The sequence below is a fragment of the Mycobacterium sp. NPDC050041 genome (genome assembly GCF_049541695.1).
GTDB lineage: Bacteria > Actinomycetota > Actinomycetes > Mycobacteriales > Mycobacteriaceae > Mycobacterium.
The window spans coordinates 183,474-201,876 of the sequence record NZ_JBMVDG010000008.1; the positions used below are offsets into that span (position 1 = coordinate 183,474).

Here is an 18,403-nt window from a genome sequence, read left to right on the forward strand (position 1 = left end):
CTTCAGTCCGACTTACAGTCTGGCTTATAGTGGTCGGGTGAGCCGGAGTTCCCTGATCGACAGCACCACCATGCTGCTCATCGGCGCCGGTCGCGCCGCGCAGCGCCGCCTCGAGGACGCGCTGGCCGATCACGGCCTGACGCTGCGTCACCTCGGTGCGCTGGGCCACCTGTCGCGTGCGCCGGACCTGTCCTACAGCGACCTCGCGCGACGGGCCCGGATCACCCCACAGAGCATGCAGGCCACCATGATCCAGCTCGCCGACGCCGGCGCCGTCGTGATCGAGAGCCGCGGCCGGGCGTCGTACCCGCGGCTCACCGCGCACGGCAGGCACCTGCTCACGGTCGCCGCGGACGCCGCGGCCGACTGCGACCGAGCGCTGGCCGTGCCCGACGCGCTGCGCGACACGCTCGCCGCGGTGGTGCGACGGGAGATGTTCGGTGAATAGTCCGGCGCACACAGTGGCGGTGGTGGCGCTGCCCGACACCATCGCGTTCGACCTCAGCACGCCGGTCGAGGTGTTCGGCTGGGTCACCCTCGCCTCGGGCGAGCCGGGCTACCGGGTCCTGGTGTGCGGCACCGAACCCGTCGTCAGCGCAGGACCGTTCCGCATCGCCACCGACCGCGGCCTCGACGCGCTGTCCGAGGCCGACACCATCGTGGTTCCCGGTCGCCGCGACGTGACGGCGGCCCCGCCCGCTGCGCTGGTGATCGCGCTGCGCGCCGCGTACGCCCGCGGCGCCCGGATCGTCTCGATCTGCACCGGGGCCTTCACCCTGGCCGCCGCCGGACTGCTGGCAGGCCGCCGCGCGACCACCCACTGGATCGGCACCGACGCCTTCCGGGCCGCCTTCCCGGACGTGCTGCTGGATCCCGACGTGCTCTACGTCGACGACGGGCAGATCCTCACCTCGGCGGGCGCGTCGGCCGGCATCGACCTGTGCCTGCACATCGTGGCGCGCGATCACGGCGCCGCCATCGCCGCCGACGCCGCCCGGCTGTCGGTGGCCCCGCTGCACCGCAGCGGCGGCCAGGCGCAGTTCATCGTCCGCAACCGGGTGCCGCTGCCCGCCTCCGGCGTGCGCCGCGAGTTCGACTCGGTGCTGGCCTGGATCGAGACCGAGGCACACCGCGAGCTGACGCTCGGCGAGATCGCGGCGCGGGCCGCGATGAGCGTGCGGACGCTCAACCGCCGCTTCCAGGCCGAGACCGGCCAGACCCCGATGCAGTGGGTCACCGGCGTCCGGGTGCGCCACGCCCAGGAGCTGCTCGAGACGTCGGACCTCGGCGTCGAGTCGATCGGCAGGCGAGTGGGCTTCAGTTCGCCCGCGAACTTCCGCGAGCAGTTCCGCAGGCTGGCCGGGGTGCCGCCGCGCAGCTACCGGGCGGCGTTCCAGGACCGCCTCGCGGGGTAGCGGTTTGCCCTTCGTCGCGCGGCACTGGTTCCATGGACTGACACTTACGAAAGGCTTGCCTAAATGAACGCTCCCCATGCCGACGTCGCGGGTCTGCGCCTTCTCGTCGTCGGGGCGTCGTCGGGGATCGGCCACGCCGTCGCCACCGGGGCAGGCAGGCACGGCGCGCGGGTGGCCGTCGCGGCGCGCCGGATCGACCTGCTCACCGAGCTGGCCGAGACGGTGAGCGGCCTGGCGTTCGAGCTCGACGTGGCCGACCCGTCGGCCATCACCACTGTGGTGTCCGCCGCGGCATCCGCACTCGGCGGGCTGGACGCCGTCGTGTTCACCAGCACCGTGATCCCGTTCGCCTTCGTCGAGGACACCGACGTCGCCACCTGGATCCACGCGTTCACCGTCAACACCGTCGGCGCGAGCAACGTGCTGCGGGCCGCGCTGCCCCACCTGTCGGAGAGCGGCGTCGTGCTCATCGCGTCCGACCACAACGTCGGCAGGCCGCGGGCCGGAGTCGCCGCCTACAGCGCCAGCAAGGCCGCACTCGACGAGATCCTGCGGTCCTGGCGCGGCGAGCACCCGGAGCTGTCGGTCATCCGGGTCGGCATCGGCCCCACCGAGGACACCGAGATCCTGCGCGGCGCGGACCGCGACCTACTGGCCCAGCTGTTCCAGTCCTGGGTCCAGGACGGTCAGCTGCCCGCCAGGATGTCCGCCCTCGACGACGTGGCCGACACCCTGCTCACCCTCATCGCCGCGGCGCACGCGAACCCGACCGTCGTCCCCGAGTTCGTCCAGCTCGCACCCCGATTCAAGAAGTCGGCGGCGCGGCCCGCGCAGGCCGACTGACCGCCGGTGCGGGCCGTCCCGGTCATCGCGCTGACCGGTTATCTCGGCGCCGGGAAGACCACGCTGCTCAACCACGTGCTGCGGGCCCCGGACGCCCGAATCGGCGTGGTGATCAACGATTTCGGTGAGCTTAACGTCGACGCAGCACTCGTCACCGGGCAGGTCGACGAGCCGGCCTCGATCGCGGGCGGCTGCATCTGCTGCCTGCCCGACGACGGGGCGCTCGACGTCGCGCTGCAGAAACTGGCCGACCCGAAGCTGAATCTCGACGCGATCATCGTCGAGGCCAGCGGACTGGCCGACCCGGTCGCCATCTCCCGGATCATCCGGTTCAGCGGCGTCGACAACGTGCGGCCGGGCGGGATCGTCGACGTCATCGACGCCGCAATGCATTTCGACACCGTCGACCGCGGCGGCACCGCGCCGGCCCGCTACGGTGCGGCGTCACTGGTGGTGGTCAACAAGCTCGACCGGATCCCCGAGGACGGTCGTGGCGCCGCCTTGGAGCGGATCGAGGCGCGGGTCCGCGAGCGCAACCCCGATGCGCACGTCGTCGGCGCGGTGGGCGGCAGGGTCGACCCCACGCTGCTGTACGACGCGGCGGGCACCGCTGAATCCGTCGGGCAGTTGTCCTTCCGGGAGTTGCTGATCGAGGATCAGCACCACCACGTGCACGCCGACTCGGTGACGGTGACCGGCAGCGGAGGCGTCGACCCCGGCGCGCTGGTGGACCTGCTCGAGCAGCGGCCCGCAGGCGTCTACCGGCTCAAGGGCACCGTCGCCGTCCGCTACCGGGCCCGCACGCGCGGCTACGTGGTGAACGTGGTCGGCACGTCGATCCATGTGAGCACCGCCGACCGCGCGCCCGCGGTCAACGGGCTGGTGGCGATCGGCACGTCGTTCGACACCGACGAGGTGCGCGCGCAGATGACGACCGCACTGCGCCCGCCCGAGGGCGCGGTGTCCGCGGCCGGGCTGCGCAGGCTGCAGCGCTACCGGCAGCTCAGCTTCTGAATGCCGGTGCGGCAGGATCGCGGATGACATGACCGACTCCGCTGACGACGACGGCGACGCCGCGGCGCCGAACCGGCGCAGACACATCCTGCGGCTGGCGCTCCTCGCCGCGCTGCTGCTGACGCTGTTCTACGTCGTCGCGGTGACGCGGGTCGTCGACGTCGAGGGAGTACGGCAGGCGGTGGCCGCCACCGGCCCGGTCGCACCGCTGACCTATGTGGTGGTGTCGGCGGTGCTCGGCGCGGTGTTCGTGCCGGGGCCGCTGCTCGCCGCCGGCAGCGGTGCGCTGTTCGGCCCGGTGCTCGGCCTGTTCGTCACGCTGGGCGCGACGGTGGGCACGGCCGTCATCACCAGCCTGCTCGGCCGGCGGGCGGGCCGCGACAGCGCCATGGGCCTTCTCGGGCCGGAGCGCGCCGGACGCATCGAGGCCCAGATCGCCCGGCACGGGCTGTGGGCCGTCGTCGGCCAGCGCTTCGTTCCCGGTATCTCCGACGCGCTGGCCTCCTACGCCTTCGGCGCGTTCGGGGTGCCGGTCTGGCAGATGGCCGCGGGTGCGCTGATCGGATCGGTGCCGCGGGCGTTCGTCTACACCGCGCTCGGCGCCTCCATCGGTGACCTGTCCTCACCGCTGATCTATGCGGCCATCGCCGTCTGGTGCGTGACGGCCGTCGCCGGCGCGTTCGCCGCACACCGCGGATTCCGGCACTGGCGGGCCGGGCGCTTGGACCGCCGCGATAACGGGTAGTTCCGAGCGCAGCAACCGGCCATCCGCACGTCAGGGAGTCCGTACATGGTGGGCTGGCTCGACAGACTGCAGCAGCGCAACCGCGCTGTCGGTTTCGCGATCGCGGTGGTCTACAAGTACATCGACGACCAGGGTGGCTACCTCGCCGCGCTGATCACCTACTACGCGTTCGTGTCGATGTTCCCGCTGCTGCTGTTGCTCACCACGGCGGTCGGCGTGCTGCTGGTCGGACAGCCCGACCTGCAGCAGCAGGTGGTGCAGTCCGCGATCGGACAGTTGCCGGTGATCGGCAGTCAGCTGCAGACACCCGAGGAGCTCAGCGGCGGCGCGGTGGCCGTGGTGATCGGCATCGCGGGCGCCCTCTACGGCGGACTGGGCGTCGGGCAGGCCGTGCAGAACGCGATGGACACGGTGTGGGCTGTGCCGCGCAACAACCGGCCCGACCCGATCCGCTCGCGGCTGCGCAGCCTGCTGCTGTTGCTCGTGCTCGGGACGGCGGCGATCACCGCGACCGTGCTGTCCGCGGCGGGCCGGGCCACCGAGACCCTCGGCTGGTGGGGCAAGGCCGGCCTGATCCTGACGGCCGTCATGATCAACGCGTTCATCTGCCTGGTGGCCTTCCGGGTCACCACGGCCCGGCATGTGACCTACCGCCAGGTGCTGCCGGGCGCGCTGACCGCCGCGGTGCTGTGGCAGCTGCTGCAGTCGTTCGGTACCGGCTACGTCGGGAGCGTGGTGGCGAGGTCCAGCGCCACCAACAGCGTGTTCGCCCTGGTGCTCGGCCTGCTGGCGTTCCTCTACCTGCTCTCGGTCAGCCTGGTGATGTGCGCGCAGATCAACGTGGTGCTCGTCGACCGGCTGTACCCGAGGGCGCTGCTCACCCCGTTCACCGACGCCGTCGACCTCACCTCGGCGGACCGGCGCACCTACACCCGCAAGGCGAAAGCAGAACGGGTGAAGGGTTTTCAGCGCGTCAGCGTGCACTTCGACCCGAGAGCCGAACCGGCGGAGGAGAAGCCGGCGGATCCGAAGCCGGGAGAACCTGCTACAGAATCGCCGCAGCGATGATGATGCCGAAGGCGAAGTAGGACGACGCGATCACCCACACCTGCGGCACATAGACCTCGGCCGCCAGCACGTCGCCGATGTCGATCCCGGTACCCACGTGAATCAACCGCACCGAAAGCGCTTGCGCGGCAAGGCCGACCAGACCGAAGACCAGCGTCCGCAGCAGCCCCTCGATGAGGTCGCCGGAGGAGCTGAAGATGGCCAGCACCACGATCAGCGCCATGGACAGCGCACCCGAGCCGGCGACCACCGCGGCGTTCGGCCTGCCGGCCTGCACCAGCGTGCGCAGCGGACCGGGGGTGGTCCAGTCGATGATGAAGAAGCCCAGCACCATCAGGGCGATGCCGACGATCGTGTAGAGCGCGATCGCCGCGACACCGTGGCCGACGATCGACCAGTATCCGGGCTCGAGCTCGGCGGCCAGCAACATGGGTTCTCCTCGGGTCATAGTGGAATGCGGTGTGGCACAAAGGCTGCGCCGTCGTCGGTGATCAGTCCCGCGGTCTCGCGGATGCCCAGCCCGGCCGATTCGTCGCCCACGATCCACGTCCCCAGGCAGGGACGCATGCCGTCGAACTCGGGCAGCGGGTCGAGCAGCTGGTACACATAGCCCTCTTCGCCGTAGACACCGCCGGTCTGGGTCTCGAAGCCGGGCCCGACGATCGTGATGTTGGCGCCCTCACGGCCGAGCTTGGGCTTGCGCACGTACTCGGTGAGTTCGTGCGGGTTGTCGAGGTAGGCGGGCAGCAGGTTCGGATGCCCGGGGTTCATCTCCCACAGCACCGCCAGGATCGCCTTGTTGCTCAGCAGCGTCTTCCACAGCGGCTCCACCCACATCGTCTCGGGCAGCAGTTCGACGACGCGGCGGCCGAAGTCGTCGTCGAGCACCCATTCCCACGGGTAGAGCTTGAACAGTGACGAGATGGGCGCCTCCTCGAGGTCGACGAAGCGGTTGAGCTCCTCGTCGAACCCGATCTGCTCGATGGCCAGCGCGACGGTGTGCAGTCCCGCTTCGGCCGCGCACTCCTGGATGTAGGCCAGGGTGACGTTGTCCTCGCCGCTCTCGTCGGCCGACGACCATGTGAAATGTGTTTCGGCGCCCATCAATTGAGGCCTGATCTCACCCCACCGTTCGACCAGCTTCTCGTGCAGCGAGTTCCACTGGTCGTCCTCGGGATAGACGTCGGTCTTCCAGTGCCACTGCAGGATCGCGGCCTCGAGCAGGCTGGTGGGGGTGTCGGCGTTGTACTCCAGCAGCACGGGCGGACGCCTGCCGTCGTAGCGCAGGTCGAAGCGGCCGTAGAGGTGCGGATCGCTGCGCCGCCACGACGCGGCGATGGGCTCCCAGCTCCAGTCGGGCAGGCCGAAGTCGGCGAAGCGCTCGGTGAGCACCACGTGTTCGACGGCGGTGAGGCACATCGAGTGCAGCACCTCGACGCTCGCCTCGATGGACAGCACCTCGTCCATGTCGAAGACGTAGTGCACCGATTCGTCCCAGTACGGGCGCGCGCTGCCGTCGGCGAGGCGGGCCGGGGTGCCGAAGCACATCCCCTGGGCGGCGACGATCTGCTCCCAGTCCGGCCGGGGAGCGCGTCGTTCACGTCGCATTCAGCTGCCCGAACTGCCGTAACTGGACGATGAGCCGAAGCCACCGCGCTTGATGGAGGTGCCGGACTTGGTCTTGGCCGAGGTGCCCTTGGGCAGCTCGAGGGTGCCGCCGGAGGCGATCGTTCCGACGCCGCGGTTGGACCCGCCGTAGTAGTACCGGTAGGGCGAGCCCGCGTAGATGAACACGCCGCCCGACCCGGAGCTGCTGCCGGAGCTGCAGTAGCTGTCGGGCACCACCTCGTTGCTGCCGTCGCGCACGCAGCTGGCGGCGACCTCTTCGTCGTCGTCACTGAGCAGGGTGTAGCCGAGGGCGACGACGCCGACTACGCCGACCACCGCCGCGGTGCCCATCAGCGCCTTGCGGCGTTTACGTGCCTTCTCGGCCTGCTTCTCGGCCTGCTCGGCGGCGAACCGTTCCGCCGCTTCGCGGGCCTTCTTCGCCTTGTCGCGGGCGCGGGCCTCGGCGACGGTGGGCTGGCGGGGCCGCGTCATGCCGGGCTCCTGCGTGCGGATGACGCCGCGGGTGGGCGGTGGTGGTGGCGGCGGAACCTCGGGCGGCTGCCCGGCCGCCGAGCCGACGGTGGGCGGCGTCGGGTCCGCACCCGAGCCACTCTGACCGGCGGGATCGGGTCCCGGAGTCCCTGGATCCTGCGGATCGCTGTTCACGCTCTCACCCCCACACGAGTTGCCCAGACGACTATAGGTCGCCCACGGCGGACAGTGAGCACCTAATTCAAGATCGACGCCCGCGTCAGGGCGGGGCGGCGGCCGTGCGGCCTAGCTGCCGCCACCGACCTCGGCGGGCAGCGGCGGGGGCAGGGGCTTCGACGGGGTGGGCGACGACTCGGCTTCGGCCGAGTCCGGGCCGTGGTACTCCACCATCGGCTCGTCGCGGACGATCTTCTCCTCGATGCTGACCATCAGCGCCGAGGGTGAGACGGTGTACGCGGCGTCGCCGCTCTCCGCGACGAAGTCGTCGCCCGACCGGGTCGCGGACAGGATCAGCTTGGCGCCGTCGCGCACCCGCACGCCGCGGTATTCGAGTTCACCGTCCGGGCTCTCACAGATCGCGATCCGCGAGCTGTCGGTCCGGCCGAAGGCGACGGCCGTGTCAGGCGCGGCGCACCGCGCGGTGGAGTCGACGAAGCCCTGCGCGTCGGAGGACGGCGCGGCCGTCGCCAGCTGGTCGGCGCCGGCGAACACCAGCGCGAGGACCGCCGCCGCGGTCAGGGCCGGGCGGCGCAACGCGGAACGGGTAGCGGTCATCACCGTCCACCTGACCACGGCGACTCCCGTTGCGCGAGGGCCGACATCGAAGGATGACTGAATCGTTAGGCGGCCGATATCAGGCTGTGGACGAAGCGGCTCGCCCTGTCGGTGGTTGCCGGTAGACTCGAACACATGTTCGAGGAACTGGCGACCGTGCCTTTTGGCGCCGACGAAGCACGGTTGATCACGCGCCTGACCGAACTCGAATCGGCGAAAGCCGCCGCATCGGCCGGGCAGGCCAGGGTGGCCGCAGAACTGGACCAGATGCGTCGCGCCGCCGAAGCCGCCGCCGGAATGCCCGCCGCCAAGCGGGGCCGCGGGCTGGCCGCCGAAGTCGCCCTCGCCCGGCGGGCATCACCCAACCAGGGTGGGCGACACCTCGGATTCGCCCGAGCACTGGTCCACGAGATGCCCCACACCTTGGCTGCATTGGAGTGCGGGGCGCTCACCGAGTGGCGCGCCACCCTCATCGTGCGCGAATCGGCCTGCCTGAGCATCGCCGACCGCGCCACCCTCGACGCCGAACTGTGCGGGAACGTCAAGAATCTCGACGGAAAAGGCGACGCACGGATCGAAGCCGAAGCCAAGAAGATCGCCTACCGCCTCGACCCCCAGACCGTCGTCGACCGGGCCGCCAAAGCCGTCGGTGAGCGCACCGTGACCATCCGCCCCGCCCCCGACACCATGACCTACGTGACCGCGCTGCTCCCCGTCGCCCAGGGAGTCGGTGTCTACGCCGCGTTGAAACGCGCCTCCGACACCACCTTCGACGACCGCTCCCGCGGACAGGTCATGGCCGACACCCTCGTCGAACGCGTCACCGGCCGGCCGGCCGACCAGCCGATCCCCATCGCGGTGAACATGGCGATCTCCGATGAGACACTGCTCGCCGGCGACACCGAGCCCGCTCACCTGCACGGCTACGGCCCCATCCCGGCCGAGATCGCCCGCCGAATGGTCCACGACGCAGCTTCGGTGGCCACCTTGCGCCGGCTCTACACCCATCCCCGCACCGGCTCGCTGGTGGCGATGGAGTCCCGATCACGTTGCTTCCCCAAAGGCCTCGCCGCCTTCATCGATCTGCGCGACCAGACCTGCCGCACCCCCTATTGCGACGCCCCCATCCGCCACCACGACCACGCCCACCCCCATCACATAGGCGGACCCACCAGCGCGGTCAACGGCCTCGGCGAATGCGCGGCGTGCAACTACACCAAGGAAGCCGACGGCTGGCAGGTCACCACCACCGAGACCGGCGGCACCCACACCGCCGCCTTCAAAACCCCCACCGGCGCCACCTATTACTCCACCGCGCCACCACCGCCCGGCAGACGCGCGAAACCGGTGACGATGAAACGCGCTGCCTGACAACGGCTCAGGTGCGTGGCGTCACGCTGACCGGGATATTGCCCTGCCGCGGCAGACCGGTGATCGCGTCGTACTCCACGTCGGTGGGCACCAGGCGACCGACGTTGCTGCCGCGGTCACGGACCTCGTCGTCCTCGGCGGGCAGTCCCCCGAAGGCGTGGTGCATCGCGACGACGTCGGGCCGCAGGGTGTCGTCGGCCTCGACGACGCTGGGGATGCTGTCGTGCGGCGACGTCACGGTGACCAGGGCCCCGGTCAGAAGTCCGAGCGCCGCCATCGCGTCGGGATGCATGTAGGTGGGGTTGTAGGGCTTGCCGCGGTGCAGGGCGGCGAGATTCGTGCCCGACGAGTTCATGAAGTTGCCGTGCCGCCGCGGGATGAGACGGAACGGGAACGTCGGGTCCTGCTGCGCGGCAATGGATTCTTCGGCCCGGATGGCGACGAGTTCGGCGAGCAGCTGGCCGTTGCCGACGTCGAGCCTGGCGGTGCAGTCGGCGTCGCGGGGCGCCACCACCGCGTCGACGTCGAAGATCTTTCCGTGCGGATGGCTGCGCACCTCGTCGAACGGGATTCGCGATGTCGCGCACATCTGCTCGAACAGCTCCTCGGTGGTGAGCCGGGTGTCGCCGTTCATGTTCAGAATGATCGGCGGCGACTCCATGAACCGGCCGCCCCCTCCTCCGAAGAAGTTCACGAACCACATGTCCAGCCCCATCCGCTGGGCCAGGCCGAGGAAGAACTGCCACTCCTCGATCAGGTCCGAACCGGCGGGCGGATCGATCAGCCGCGGCACGTATTGCCCGTAGGCCGCCGGGATGCCGGTTCCGCTGGCGTAGTACTTGATGAGCTCGCTGCCCATCGTCATGGCCGGCGTCTCCATCTGCATGCGCGGAGCGATGACGTAGTCGGCCAGCCGCGACGTCAACGACATCTCGGTGTCCAGGGTGACCAGCAGATCGAGGTTCTCCAGCGCCCGCAACGTCTTCCGCTGATCCGGCCACGCCGCCATCGGGTTGCCGCCGATGCAGATCAGCGCCTTGACCTGCCCCTCGCCCTCCAGCAGGATCTCGTCGGCCAGTGCGGCCGTCGGCATCCCCGCCACGGTGTCGGTCAGCCCGCGCACCCGCAGCCGCTCGCCGTATCCCCAGCCCTCGTAGGGCGGATGCGGCTGCGCCTTCGCGGTGAAGGCGGGCAGCAGGGTGTTCGGCCGGGTCACCCGTTCGCCTGCCCGCTGCCAGCGCCCGCAGATCGTCGTCAGGCACAGGCAGAGGTACTCGAGCACACTGCCGTGCATGGCGAAGTTCGCGCCGGTGCCCGCGTTGACCATGCCGCCGCGTGTGCCGTGTGTCGCGAACATCCTTGCCGCATCGACGAGTTGCTGCTCCGGAATGTCCGCGCGGTCGGCGACGTAGGCCGGGGTGAACCCGGACACCGCTTCGGCCAGCGCCTCGAAGCCGTCGACGTTATCGGCGAGAAAGTCCCAGTCGCAGAGCTTTTCGCTGATGACGATGTTGATGATGCCCGCGACGATCACCGCGTCGGTGCCCGGGCGGGGCTGGATGTGGATCGCCGCCCGCGCGGCCGTCTGTGAGCGGCGCGGGTCGATGACGATGAGCTTCATGCCGCGGCCGACGGCGGCCTTGAGGTTCTGCGCCGGATTCTGGCCCGGGATCCCGATCGCCTTGGACACCAGCGGATTGGTGCCGATCAGCAGCCAGCTGTCGGCCTCGCCGAAGTCGACGTCACCGCCGAGCCAGTGGCCGTGGGCGGCCAGCGCGATCTGCTTGCCGGGTTGGTCGATGGTGTTGGCGGTGAAGAACATCGGCGATTCGATCGCCCGGATGAAGGCGTTGCCCATCAGCGCGGAGGCCGGGTAGGGCAGCCCGTTGGTCCCCAGGTACAGCGCCACCGACCGGGGTCCGTGCGCCTCGATCAGCGCCTGCAGCCGGGCGGCGATCTCGTCCATCGCGACGCCGGACTCGACCGGCTCGTACTCGCCGTCGGGCCTGCGCTTGCGGCTGTGCAACAGCCGGGCGGGGTTGTTGTGGATCTCGGGCAGCGCACGGCCCTTGGCACAGCTGTAGCCCTTGAACATCGGGTTGTTCGGATCGCCGGTGACCTTGGTGAGCCGCCCGTCGGTGACCGTCGCGAGCACGCCGCAGTGGGCGGAGCAGATCCGGCAGATGCCCGGCCGCGTCGTCGTTGATGGCATCGATGCATGCTAGGCGGTCGCTCAGCGTCGCGGACCGGAATGCGCCGCAGGAAGTGTGACGGCGGATCAGGCTTGTGGGCTCAGTGAGAGGACCGTGACGTCCGGCGGCGCGCCAACCCGTACCGGCGGCCCCCAGAACCCCGCGCCCCGCGACACGTACAGCTGGGTGTCGTCGACGGTGGACAGCCCGGCCAGCGAGGGTTGCACGAGCCGCACCACGTAGTGGAACGGCCACATCTGCCCGCCGTGCGTGTGGCCAGACAGCTGCAGGTCGACGCCGCGGGCGGCGGCCTCGCCGACCATGATCGGCTGGTGCGCGAGCAGCACCGTCGGCCTGGCCTGGCCGACGCCGGCGAGTGCGCGGTCGAAGTCCGGCGGGTCGGAACGCGACCTGCCGGCGAGGTCGTTGACCCCGGCCAGGTCGAAGGCCGCCGCCCCGCGGCGGATCGGGGTGTTCTCGTTGCGCAGCACGTGCACGCCGAGCCGGTCCAGCTCGGTGAGCCACTGCGCCGGCTCGTCGACGAAGTACTCGTGGTTCCCGGTCACGAAGAACGTGCCCTCGCGCGACGCCAGATCGCGCAGCGGTTCGGCGGCCGGGCCGAGTTCGGCGACGCTGCCGTCCACCAGATCGCCCACGATCGCCACCAGATCCGGCTCGGCTCCGTTGATGGTCTCGACGATGCGTTCGGTGTGCCGGCGGCCGGCCAGCGGGCCGAGGTGGATGTCGGACACCACCGCGATGCGGAAGCCGGTGAACGCGGGGTCGAGGCGGCGCAGGCGCACCGGCACAGCCAGGACGTCCGGCGGGCCGAGTGCGCGGGCGGCGCCGACACCGACCAGGCTCACCGACGCGGCTCCGGCGGCGACGGCGCCGGCCCTGGCGAGGAAGAGCCTGCGGTTCACCGGCGAGGACGGCTCGGCGGCTTCGGGCTCCGCGGGCGCGTCGGCCGGTGGGCCGCGCCGAACCCAGCCGCGCAGCAGTAGCCGGACGGGTTCGAGCACGAGTGACGTCAGGAACAGGTACGCGGCGAGGCCGAACCACAGGAAGCCCGGCCACGCGAACCAACCGAGGCTCGTCACCCCGAAGGTCCGCGGCACCACCAGTGCGGCGACCAGCAGCAGGGCGCAGACCACCAAGGCTGCCGTGAGCGCCCACCGCACCCGCCCCGGCCGGGTGGTGTCCCTGATCAGCCGCTTCCACAGGTACAGATGCATCAGGGCCAGGACGGCGGTCAGGATGACGATGAACATGGGCGCCCGCAGCCTACCGGCGGCCGGCGCCTGCATCCCTCCGTGAGGCTGCGGTCAGAACGGACTGCTGTTGGACTGCCACTTCGCTTCCTCCGGGCGTGGCCCGAACCGGCGTGCGTAGTCCTCGTGGATGTGCGCGTCCCTGCGCCGCTTGAGCTGGTCGACCAGATTCGGGTCGATCCCGTGCTGCGCCAGCCGGTGCCGTCGCCAGACCTTGTTCAGCGCGAGCGACATCAGCACCGCCCAGATGAAGATCGGCGCGGTCATCTCCAGCCGCACGTAGAACGACGTGGGCAACAGCCAGAACGGTGCGAGCACCAGGAACGGCGGGATCGCCATCCGGATCATGTGCCGGCGCACCGCGCCCTGCCCGGCCAGGTCCTCGGCGACCCAGGCGCGCATCGCGTCCGGCAGGCGGCGTCCGTAGGCGTAGGGAATGCGCTGCCACAGTGTGGGTTCGGTGGTGGCCATGGTGGCTCCTGGTGGTGGTCGGTGGTCAGGGGGTGAGGGCGCCCGCCGCGACGGCGGCGGCGTTGATCCGGGTCAGCACCCGGCGAAGTTCCTCGAGTTCGGCGAGGTCGACTCCGAGCCGCGCGACGACGGCGGGCGGGATCTCGAGTGCGCGGTCGCGCAGGGCGGCCCCCGCCTCGGTCAGCGCGATGTGGGTGGACCGCTCATCGGCGGCGCTACGGGTGCGGGAGATGAACCCGAGTGCCTCCAGCCGCTTGAGCATCGGCGACAGCGTGGCCGAATCCAGCTGCAGCGCCGAGGCGATCTGCTTCACCGACAGCGGCGGGTCGTCCGCGGCGGCCGCTTTGCGGTGGTCCCACAGCGCGAGCATCACCAGGTACTGCGGGTGGGTCAGCCCGAGGGGTTCCAGCAGCGGCCGGTACACCCCGAGCACGGCACGGTTGGTTACCGCGAGCGCGAAGCACACCTGCTGCTCGAGGGCGAGCGGATCGATTTCCGCGGTGGTGGATCGGGGCACGACTAGATCGTACCCACTTAGTTAGTGCCCTAACAATATCGCGGTGGTCACACCGCGCGGCGCACCTAACCCGCGCCGTCCACCCGGGCGGCCTCGACGGTCGCGAGCTGGGTCAGCCCGCTGATGTCGAGCACCCGCATCAGCAGGGGATGGACGATCAACCGCAGCCGGTCCGACACATCGGCGATGGTGAACAGGGCGTTGATGGCGGCGCTGTCGACGTAGCGGACGGCACTGAGGTCGACGGTCACCGCTCCCGCGCCCGCGGTCTGCGCGGCACCGGTCAGGCCCTGGCTGAATTCCTCGACATTGCTCAGGTCGATCTCCCCGGCAGCGGTCAACACGACGGTGCCGTCGATCCGCTGGGTGTCCAGACTCAGTGGGGTGGCCATCACATGATCCTCGTCGACAGATTAACCGTGGTGCCTGCCTCGTCGCTGTCGATCGCGAAATCGTCCATCAAGCCCTTCATCAGGGTGATCCCCCTGCCCCTGCTGACGTCGGCGACCGCCCGCGGCGGCCGCCACGCGCCGGTGTCGACCACCCGCACCCGCAGCCGGTCGACCAGGACGGTGGCGCTCAGCGTCACGGTGCCGTGCGGCCGGTCGCGGTGGCCGTGTTCGATCGCGTTGGCCACCGCCTCGCCCGTGGCGATGAGCGTGTCGTAGGCCTGCTCCGGCGCCACCCCGGCGCGATCCAGCCACTCGCGCATCGCGGTGCGGGTGTGCGCGAGTTGCCCCACCTCGGCGGGGAACTCCATCTCCAGCGGACCGGGCTGCCGGTACAGCAGCAACGCGACGTCGTCCTGGTAGCCGTCGACCGGGGTGAGCCGGTCCATGATCTCGTCGGCCAGTTCCTCCAGCGGCGCCGGACGCCCCTGCTGGACCACCTCGGCGGCCCGGGCGATGCCCTGGTCCAGCGACACCCGGCGCCGTTCCACCAGGCCGTCGGTGTAGAGCAGCAGGGTGGCGCGCGCCGGTATCGTCCGGCGCACCTCCGGGCGGGGCTGGCCGGGGCGCACCGCCAGCGGGAAGCCACGGCCGTCGTCGAGGATCGTCAGCTCGCCGTCGGCCTGCGCCATCACGGGCGGCGGGTGGCCGGCGCTGGAGTACACCAGCTCACCCGTCCCGGGTTCGAGCACGGCGCAGAACGCGGTGGTGCAGCGTGCCCCCGGCAGCCTGGCCGCGAAGCGGTCGAGTTTCGTCAGCGCCGCCGCCGGGCTCGGCTCGTCGAGCAGCAGTGCCCGGCAGGCGCTGCGCAGCTGTCCCATCACCGTGGCGGCCGCCAGCCCGTGCCCGACGCAGTCACCGACGATCATCGCCACCCGGCCGTCGTCGAGGTTGACGACGTCGTACCAGTCGCCGCCGACCTGCAGCGGACTGCTCGCCGGGTGGTAGCGCACGGTGAACCCGCCGGGCAGCCGGGACGGACCGAGCATCGCGTGCTGCAGGGCCAGCGCGGTCTCCCGCTGCGTGTCGAACTGGTGCACCCGCTGCAACCCCTGGGAGAGCCGGCCGGCGAGCACGGTCAGCAGGGTGTGGTCCTGCCGCGTGAACGGCCGGTCCTCCGACAGCTCGATCCAGACGACGAGCAGTCCACGAGGGTTGCGCAGCGCGATACCGACGGTGCCGGGTTCCGACGTGCTGATGTTCAGCGTCTCCGCGTCGCAGAGCGCGAGGATCGAGTCTCGATGTGCTGCAGGCAGTTCCGTCCATTCCGCCGGCTCACCCGCGCACACCAGGGTCGGCGGGCCCGCGGTCTTCCGGACCTCGCGCCGCGCCGGGAAGATGAGCGCGAGCACCCGGCGGGCGTGCCAGACGCCGCGCAGCACCTCGGCCGCCGCGCGTATCGCCTGGTCGAAGGTGTCGACCTGGGACAGTTCCTGGTTCAGCGCGGCCAGCGCGGTCTCGCGCTGCACGGCGTAGTGCTCGGCGGTGACGTCGCGGATGGTGCCGACCATCACCCGCCGGCCGCTGTCGGGGTCCTCGGCCTGGTTGAAACTCACGGTGATCCAGAGCCGGTGGCCGTCGTGGTGGTTCACCGGGATCTTGTGGTTGCCGTGCGTCTGGTTCAGCAGCGCCTCGAGCACCTCGGCGCTCTGCCGGTGCGCCTCCGGATCGGTGTCGGCGTCGGGCCACCACGGCTGCACGGGTTCGTAGGGCAGCCCGTCGGGTCCGTAGCCGAGGATGTCCGCGAACGCCGAGTTGACCTCCACGAAGGCGCCGTTCTCGTCGCAGACGAAGAACGCCTCCTGCAGCGAGTCGATCAACGCCGACCGCCAGTCGGCGTGGTGGTTGCGCAACCGCGCCATCTCCACGTTGGCGCGCACCCGGGCGAGCAACTCCGCGGCGGCGAACGGCTTGACCAGGTAGTCGTCGGCGCCGGCCTGCAGGCCTTCGATGGACGCCTCCTGGCCGGCCCGCGCCGACAGCAACAGCACCGGAAGGGCGGCCGTGCGCTGGTCGCCGCGCAGGGCGGCGAGCAGCTCGAGCCCGTCGAGCCGCGGCATCATCACATCGCTGATCAGCAGGTCCGGCGGCTCCGAACGGACCGCCTCCAAGGCCTCACGACCGTCGATGACGGTGCTGACCTCATAGCCGGCCGAATGCAGCAGGCTGGTCAGGTATTCGCGCATGTCGGCGTTGTCGTCGGCCACCAGCACGCGCGCAGGCGGGCCGGAGGACGGGACCGCCACGGGCATGCCGGTCCCGACGCGGGCCGCCTCGGAATCCGCTCCGCCGGGCAGCCAGCGCAGCGCCTCCTGGACGTACGGGTCGGCGATGCCCGACGCGGGCCGGGCGGCGTCGGGCGAGATCAGGTCGGCCACCGGCAGGTGCGCCGCGCCGAACGGCAACCGGACGGTGAAGGTGGTGCCCGCGCCCGCGGTGCTGTCCGCGCCGATGGTGCCCCCGTGCAGCCCGACCAGCTCCTTGACCAGGGCCAGTCCGATCCCGCTGCCCTCGGTGGACCGCGCCCTGGCGTTCTCGATGCGGTGGAACCGTTCGAACAGGCGCGGCATCTCGGCCTCCGGGATGCCGGTGCCGGTGTCGGCGACCGTGACCACCGCGCCGGCGTCGTCGGTGCTCACCCGGATCGAGATCGCGCCGTCGAAGGTGAACTTCAGCGCATTGGAGAGCAGGTTGAGCACCACCTTCTCCCACATGTCGCGGTCGATGTAGACGTCCTCGGGCAGCGGCGGGCAGTCCACATGGAACGCCAGGCCTGCGCGGTCGACGGCCGACCGGAAGACGCTGGCCAGCTCGGCGGTGACGACGCCGAGGTCGACCGGTTCGAAGTGCGCCCGCATCCGGCCGGCCTGGATGCGGGAGAAGTCGAGCAGCGTGTTGACCAGCTTGGCCAGCCGTAGGCCGTTGCGGTGCACCAGCTCCAGCTCGTCGCGGGTCTGGTCGTCGAAATCCGAGGTGCGCCCGCGCAGGTCGTTGACCGGCCCGAGGATCAGCGTCAGCGGTGTGCGGAACTCGTGGCTGATGTTGGAGAAGAACGTCGTCTTGGCCCGGTCGAGCTCCGCGAGCTCCTCGGCCCGCCGCTGCTGGGACTGGTAGCTGCGGGCGCTGCCGACGCCTGCGGCCACATGCCCGGCGACCAGTTCGACGAAGCCGCGGTAGCTCTCGTCGAGCCTGCGGTGCCGGTTCAGCCCGGCGACGAGGAATCCGAGCGGGGCGTCGCCCTGCTGCTGCAGCGGCACCACCAGCGCCTGTGCGGGCGGCTCGGTCCAGGTGCCGGTCGGCAGGGTCAGCGACTCGGCGTCCAGATTCATCAGCACCGACCGGCCGAGGGCGGGCTCGTCGATCGGCCACACCCCGAGCCCGTCGGCCGCCAGCACCTCCGGTGCGGCCGGATGCCCGGCGGGCACACCACTGGCGCCCGCCAGCCGCGCCGCACCGTCGTCGCCGAACAGGTAGGTCAGGCTGAACGGGAGATCGCTGAGGTTGCGTTCGAGCTGGGTGGCGGCGAAGTTCAGCATCTGCCGCTCGGAGCGCACCACGCTGGTGTCGGAACCGAGGTCGCGCAGCGTGGCCATCCGCCGTTCGCCGATCACCCGTTCGGTGTCCTCGCTGACCACGCACAGCATGCCGACCACGTCCCCGTCGTCGTCACGCAGCGGGCTGTAGGAGAACGTGTGATAGGTCTCCTCGCGGTAGCCCGCCCGCTCCAGGAACAGCAGCAGCGCGACGTCCCAGGTCGCCTCCCCCGTCGAGAGCACCCGCTGGATGCGGGGGCCGATGTCCGGCCAGATCTCCGACCACACCTCGTTGGCGGGCCTGCCGAGCGCCCACGGGTACTTCCGGCCCAGGGTGTCGCGGCGATAGGCGTCGTTGCAGAAGAACGTCAGCTCCGGTCCCCACGCCATCCACATCGGGAAGCGCGAGGACAGCAGGATGCTCACGGCGGTCAGCAGGCTCTGCGGCCACTGCGCGGGCACCCCGAGTGGGGTCGCCGCCCAGTTCACCCTGGCGAGATCCCGGCCGACGACCTTGTCGACGGTGAAGATCGCCGCCTCCGCGGAGTCCGGCGGCGTGTGCTCAGCGACCACCGCACGTCCTCTCCGCCGTCTGCACGTGGTCCTCGGGTGAGGACGACGCCGGGGACCACATTAGGGC

At 70.8% G+C, this 18,403-nt stretch carries 17 protein-coding genes; 7 read left to right on the forward strand and 10 right to left on the reverse strand.

Features of this window, described 5'->3' with window-relative positions; translation table 11 throughout:
• Nucleotides 1-37: 37 nt before the first annotated feature.
• From ACPCHZ_RS22895 to ACPCHZ_RS22920, 6 genes are all read left to right on the forward strand, one after another.
• Nucleotides 38-448, forward strand: coding sequence for a MarR family winged helix-turn-helix transcriptional regulator (locus ACPCHZ_RS22895; RefSeq protein WP_423486840.1), 411 nt, complete (start codon nt 38-40; stop codon nt 446-448).
• Nucleotides 441-1,415 (forward strand): GlxA family transcriptional regulator, encoded by a 975-nt coding sequence (locus ACPCHZ_RS22900; RefSeq protein ID WP_423486841.1) that lies wholly within the window; start codon nt 441-443, stop codon nt 1,413-1,415. Before ACPCHZ_RS22895 ends, ACPCHZ_RS22900 begins: the two co-directional genes overlap by 8 nt.
• Before the next feature lie 63 nt (nt 1,416-1,478).
• Nucleotides 1,479-2,258: an SDR family oxidoreductase gene (locus ACPCHZ_RS22905; protein WP_423486842.1), complete on the forward strand. Its 780-nt coding sequence runs from the start codon at nt 1,479-1,481 to the stop codon at nt 2,256-2,258.
• Nucleotides 2,259-2,264: 6 nt separating this feature from the next.
• The gene (locus tag ACPCHZ_RS22910) at nt 2,265-3,272 is read left to right on the forward strand and encodes a CobW family GTP-binding protein (protein ID WP_423486843.1); all 1,008 of its coding nucleotides are present in this window, start codon (nt 2,265-2,267) and stop codon (nt 3,270-3,272) included.
• Nucleotides 3,273-3,300: 28 nt separating this feature from the next.
• Nucleotides 3,301-4,017 carry a TVP38/TMEM64 family protein gene (locus ACPCHZ_RS22915; protein WP_423486844.1) on the forward strand — a complete coding sequence of 239 codons (717 nt, stop codon included), beginning with the start codon at nt 3,301-3,303 and terminating at the stop codon, nt 4,015-4,017.
• Nucleotides 4,018-4,062: 45 nt separating this feature from the next.
• Entirely contained in the window at nt 4,063-5,085 is a 1,023-nt protein-coding gene (locus tag ACPCHZ_RS22920) for a YihY/virulence factor BrkB family protein (RefSeq protein ID WP_423486845.1), read from the forward strand.
• On the opposite strand, the gene ACPCHZ_RS22925 is transcribed toward ACPCHZ_RS22920, so the two are convergent.
• The 4 genes from ACPCHZ_RS22925 to ACPCHZ_RS22940 all read right to left on the reverse strand — a co-directional run bounded on the left by ACPCHZ_RS22925 (nt 5,063) and on the right by ACPCHZ_RS22940 (nt 7,959).
• Nucleotides 5,063-5,515, reverse strand: coding sequence for a DUF350 domain-containing protein (locus ACPCHZ_RS22925; protein ID WP_423486846.1), 453 nt, complete (start codon nt 5,513-5,515; stop codon nt 5,063-5,065). The genes ACPCHZ_RS22920 and ACPCHZ_RS22925 overlap by 23 nt on opposite strands.
• 14 nt (nt 5,516-5,529) lie before the next feature.
• A complete protein-coding gene (locus ACPCHZ_RS22930; protein WP_423486847.1) occupies nt 5,530-6,693 on the reverse strand; it encodes a glutathionylspermidine synthase family protein in 1,164 nt (387 codons plus the stop codon).
• The gene (locus ACPCHZ_RS22935) at nt 6,694-7,206 is read right to left on the reverse strand and encodes a hypothetical protein (RefSeq protein WP_308214653.1); all 513 of its coding nucleotides are present in this window, start codon (nt 7,204-7,206) and stop codon (nt 6,694-6,696) included.
• A gap of 264 nt (nt 7,207-7,470) precedes the next feature.
• A complete protein-coding gene (locus ACPCHZ_RS22940; protein WP_423486848.1) occupies nt 7,471-7,959 on the reverse strand; it encodes a hypothetical protein in 489 nt (162 codons plus the stop codon).
• Nucleotides 7,960-8,094: 135 nt separating this feature from the next.
• On the opposite strand from ACPCHZ_RS22940, the gene ACPCHZ_RS22945 reads away from it, so the two are divergent.
• Complete coding sequence (locus ACPCHZ_RS22945) at nt 8,095-9,330, forward strand: HNH endonuclease (RefSeq protein WP_423486849.1); 1,236 nt, start codon at nt 8,095-8,097, stop codon at nt 9,328-9,330.
• 7 nt (nt 9,331-9,337) lie between these two features.
• On the opposite strand, the gene ACPCHZ_RS22950 is transcribed toward ACPCHZ_RS22945, so the two are convergent.
• From ACPCHZ_RS22950 to ACPCHZ_RS22975, 6 genes are all read right to left on the reverse strand, one after another.
• Entirely contained in the window at nt 9,338-11,542 is a 2,205-nt protein-coding gene (locus ACPCHZ_RS22950) for a molybdopterin-containing oxidoreductase family protein (protein WP_423486850.1), read from the reverse strand.
• A 66-nt stretch (nt 11,543-11,608) separates the two neighbouring features.
• The gene (locus tag ACPCHZ_RS22955) at nt 11,609-12,793 is read right to left on the reverse strand and encodes a metallophosphoesterase (protein WP_423486851.1); all 1,185 of its coding nucleotides are present in this window, start codon (nt 12,791-12,793) and stop codon (nt 11,609-11,611) included.
• A gap of 54 nt (nt 12,794-12,847) precedes the next feature.
• Nucleotides 12,848-13,264, reverse strand: coding sequence for a DUF5313 domain-containing protein (locus tag ACPCHZ_RS22960; protein WP_364982103.1), 417 nt, complete (start codon nt 13,262-13,264; stop codon nt 12,848-12,850).
• A gap of 25 nt (nt 13,265-13,289) precedes the next feature.
• Nucleotides 13,290-13,781 (reverse strand): MarR family winged helix-turn-helix transcriptional regulator, encoded by a 492-nt coding sequence (locus tag ACPCHZ_RS22965; protein WP_423486852.1) that lies wholly within the window; start codon nt 13,779-13,781, stop codon nt 13,290-13,292.
• Between the two features lie 65 nt (nt 13,782-13,846).
• Nucleotides 13,847-14,173 carry an STAS domain-containing protein gene (locus ACPCHZ_RS22970; protein ID WP_364982098.1) on the reverse strand — a complete coding sequence of 109 codons (327 nt, stop codon included), beginning with the start codon at nt 14,171-14,173 and terminating at the stop codon, nt 13,847-13,849.
• The gene (locus ACPCHZ_RS22975; protein ID WP_423486853.1) at nt 14,173-18,336 is read right to left on the reverse strand and encodes a SpoIIE family protein phosphatase; all 4,164 of its coding nucleotides are present in this window, start codon (nt 18,334-18,336) and stop codon (nt 14,173-14,175) included. Before ACPCHZ_RS22975 ends, ACPCHZ_RS22970 begins: the two co-directional genes overlap by 1 nt.
• Nucleotides 18,337-18,403: the final 67 nt, after the last annotated feature.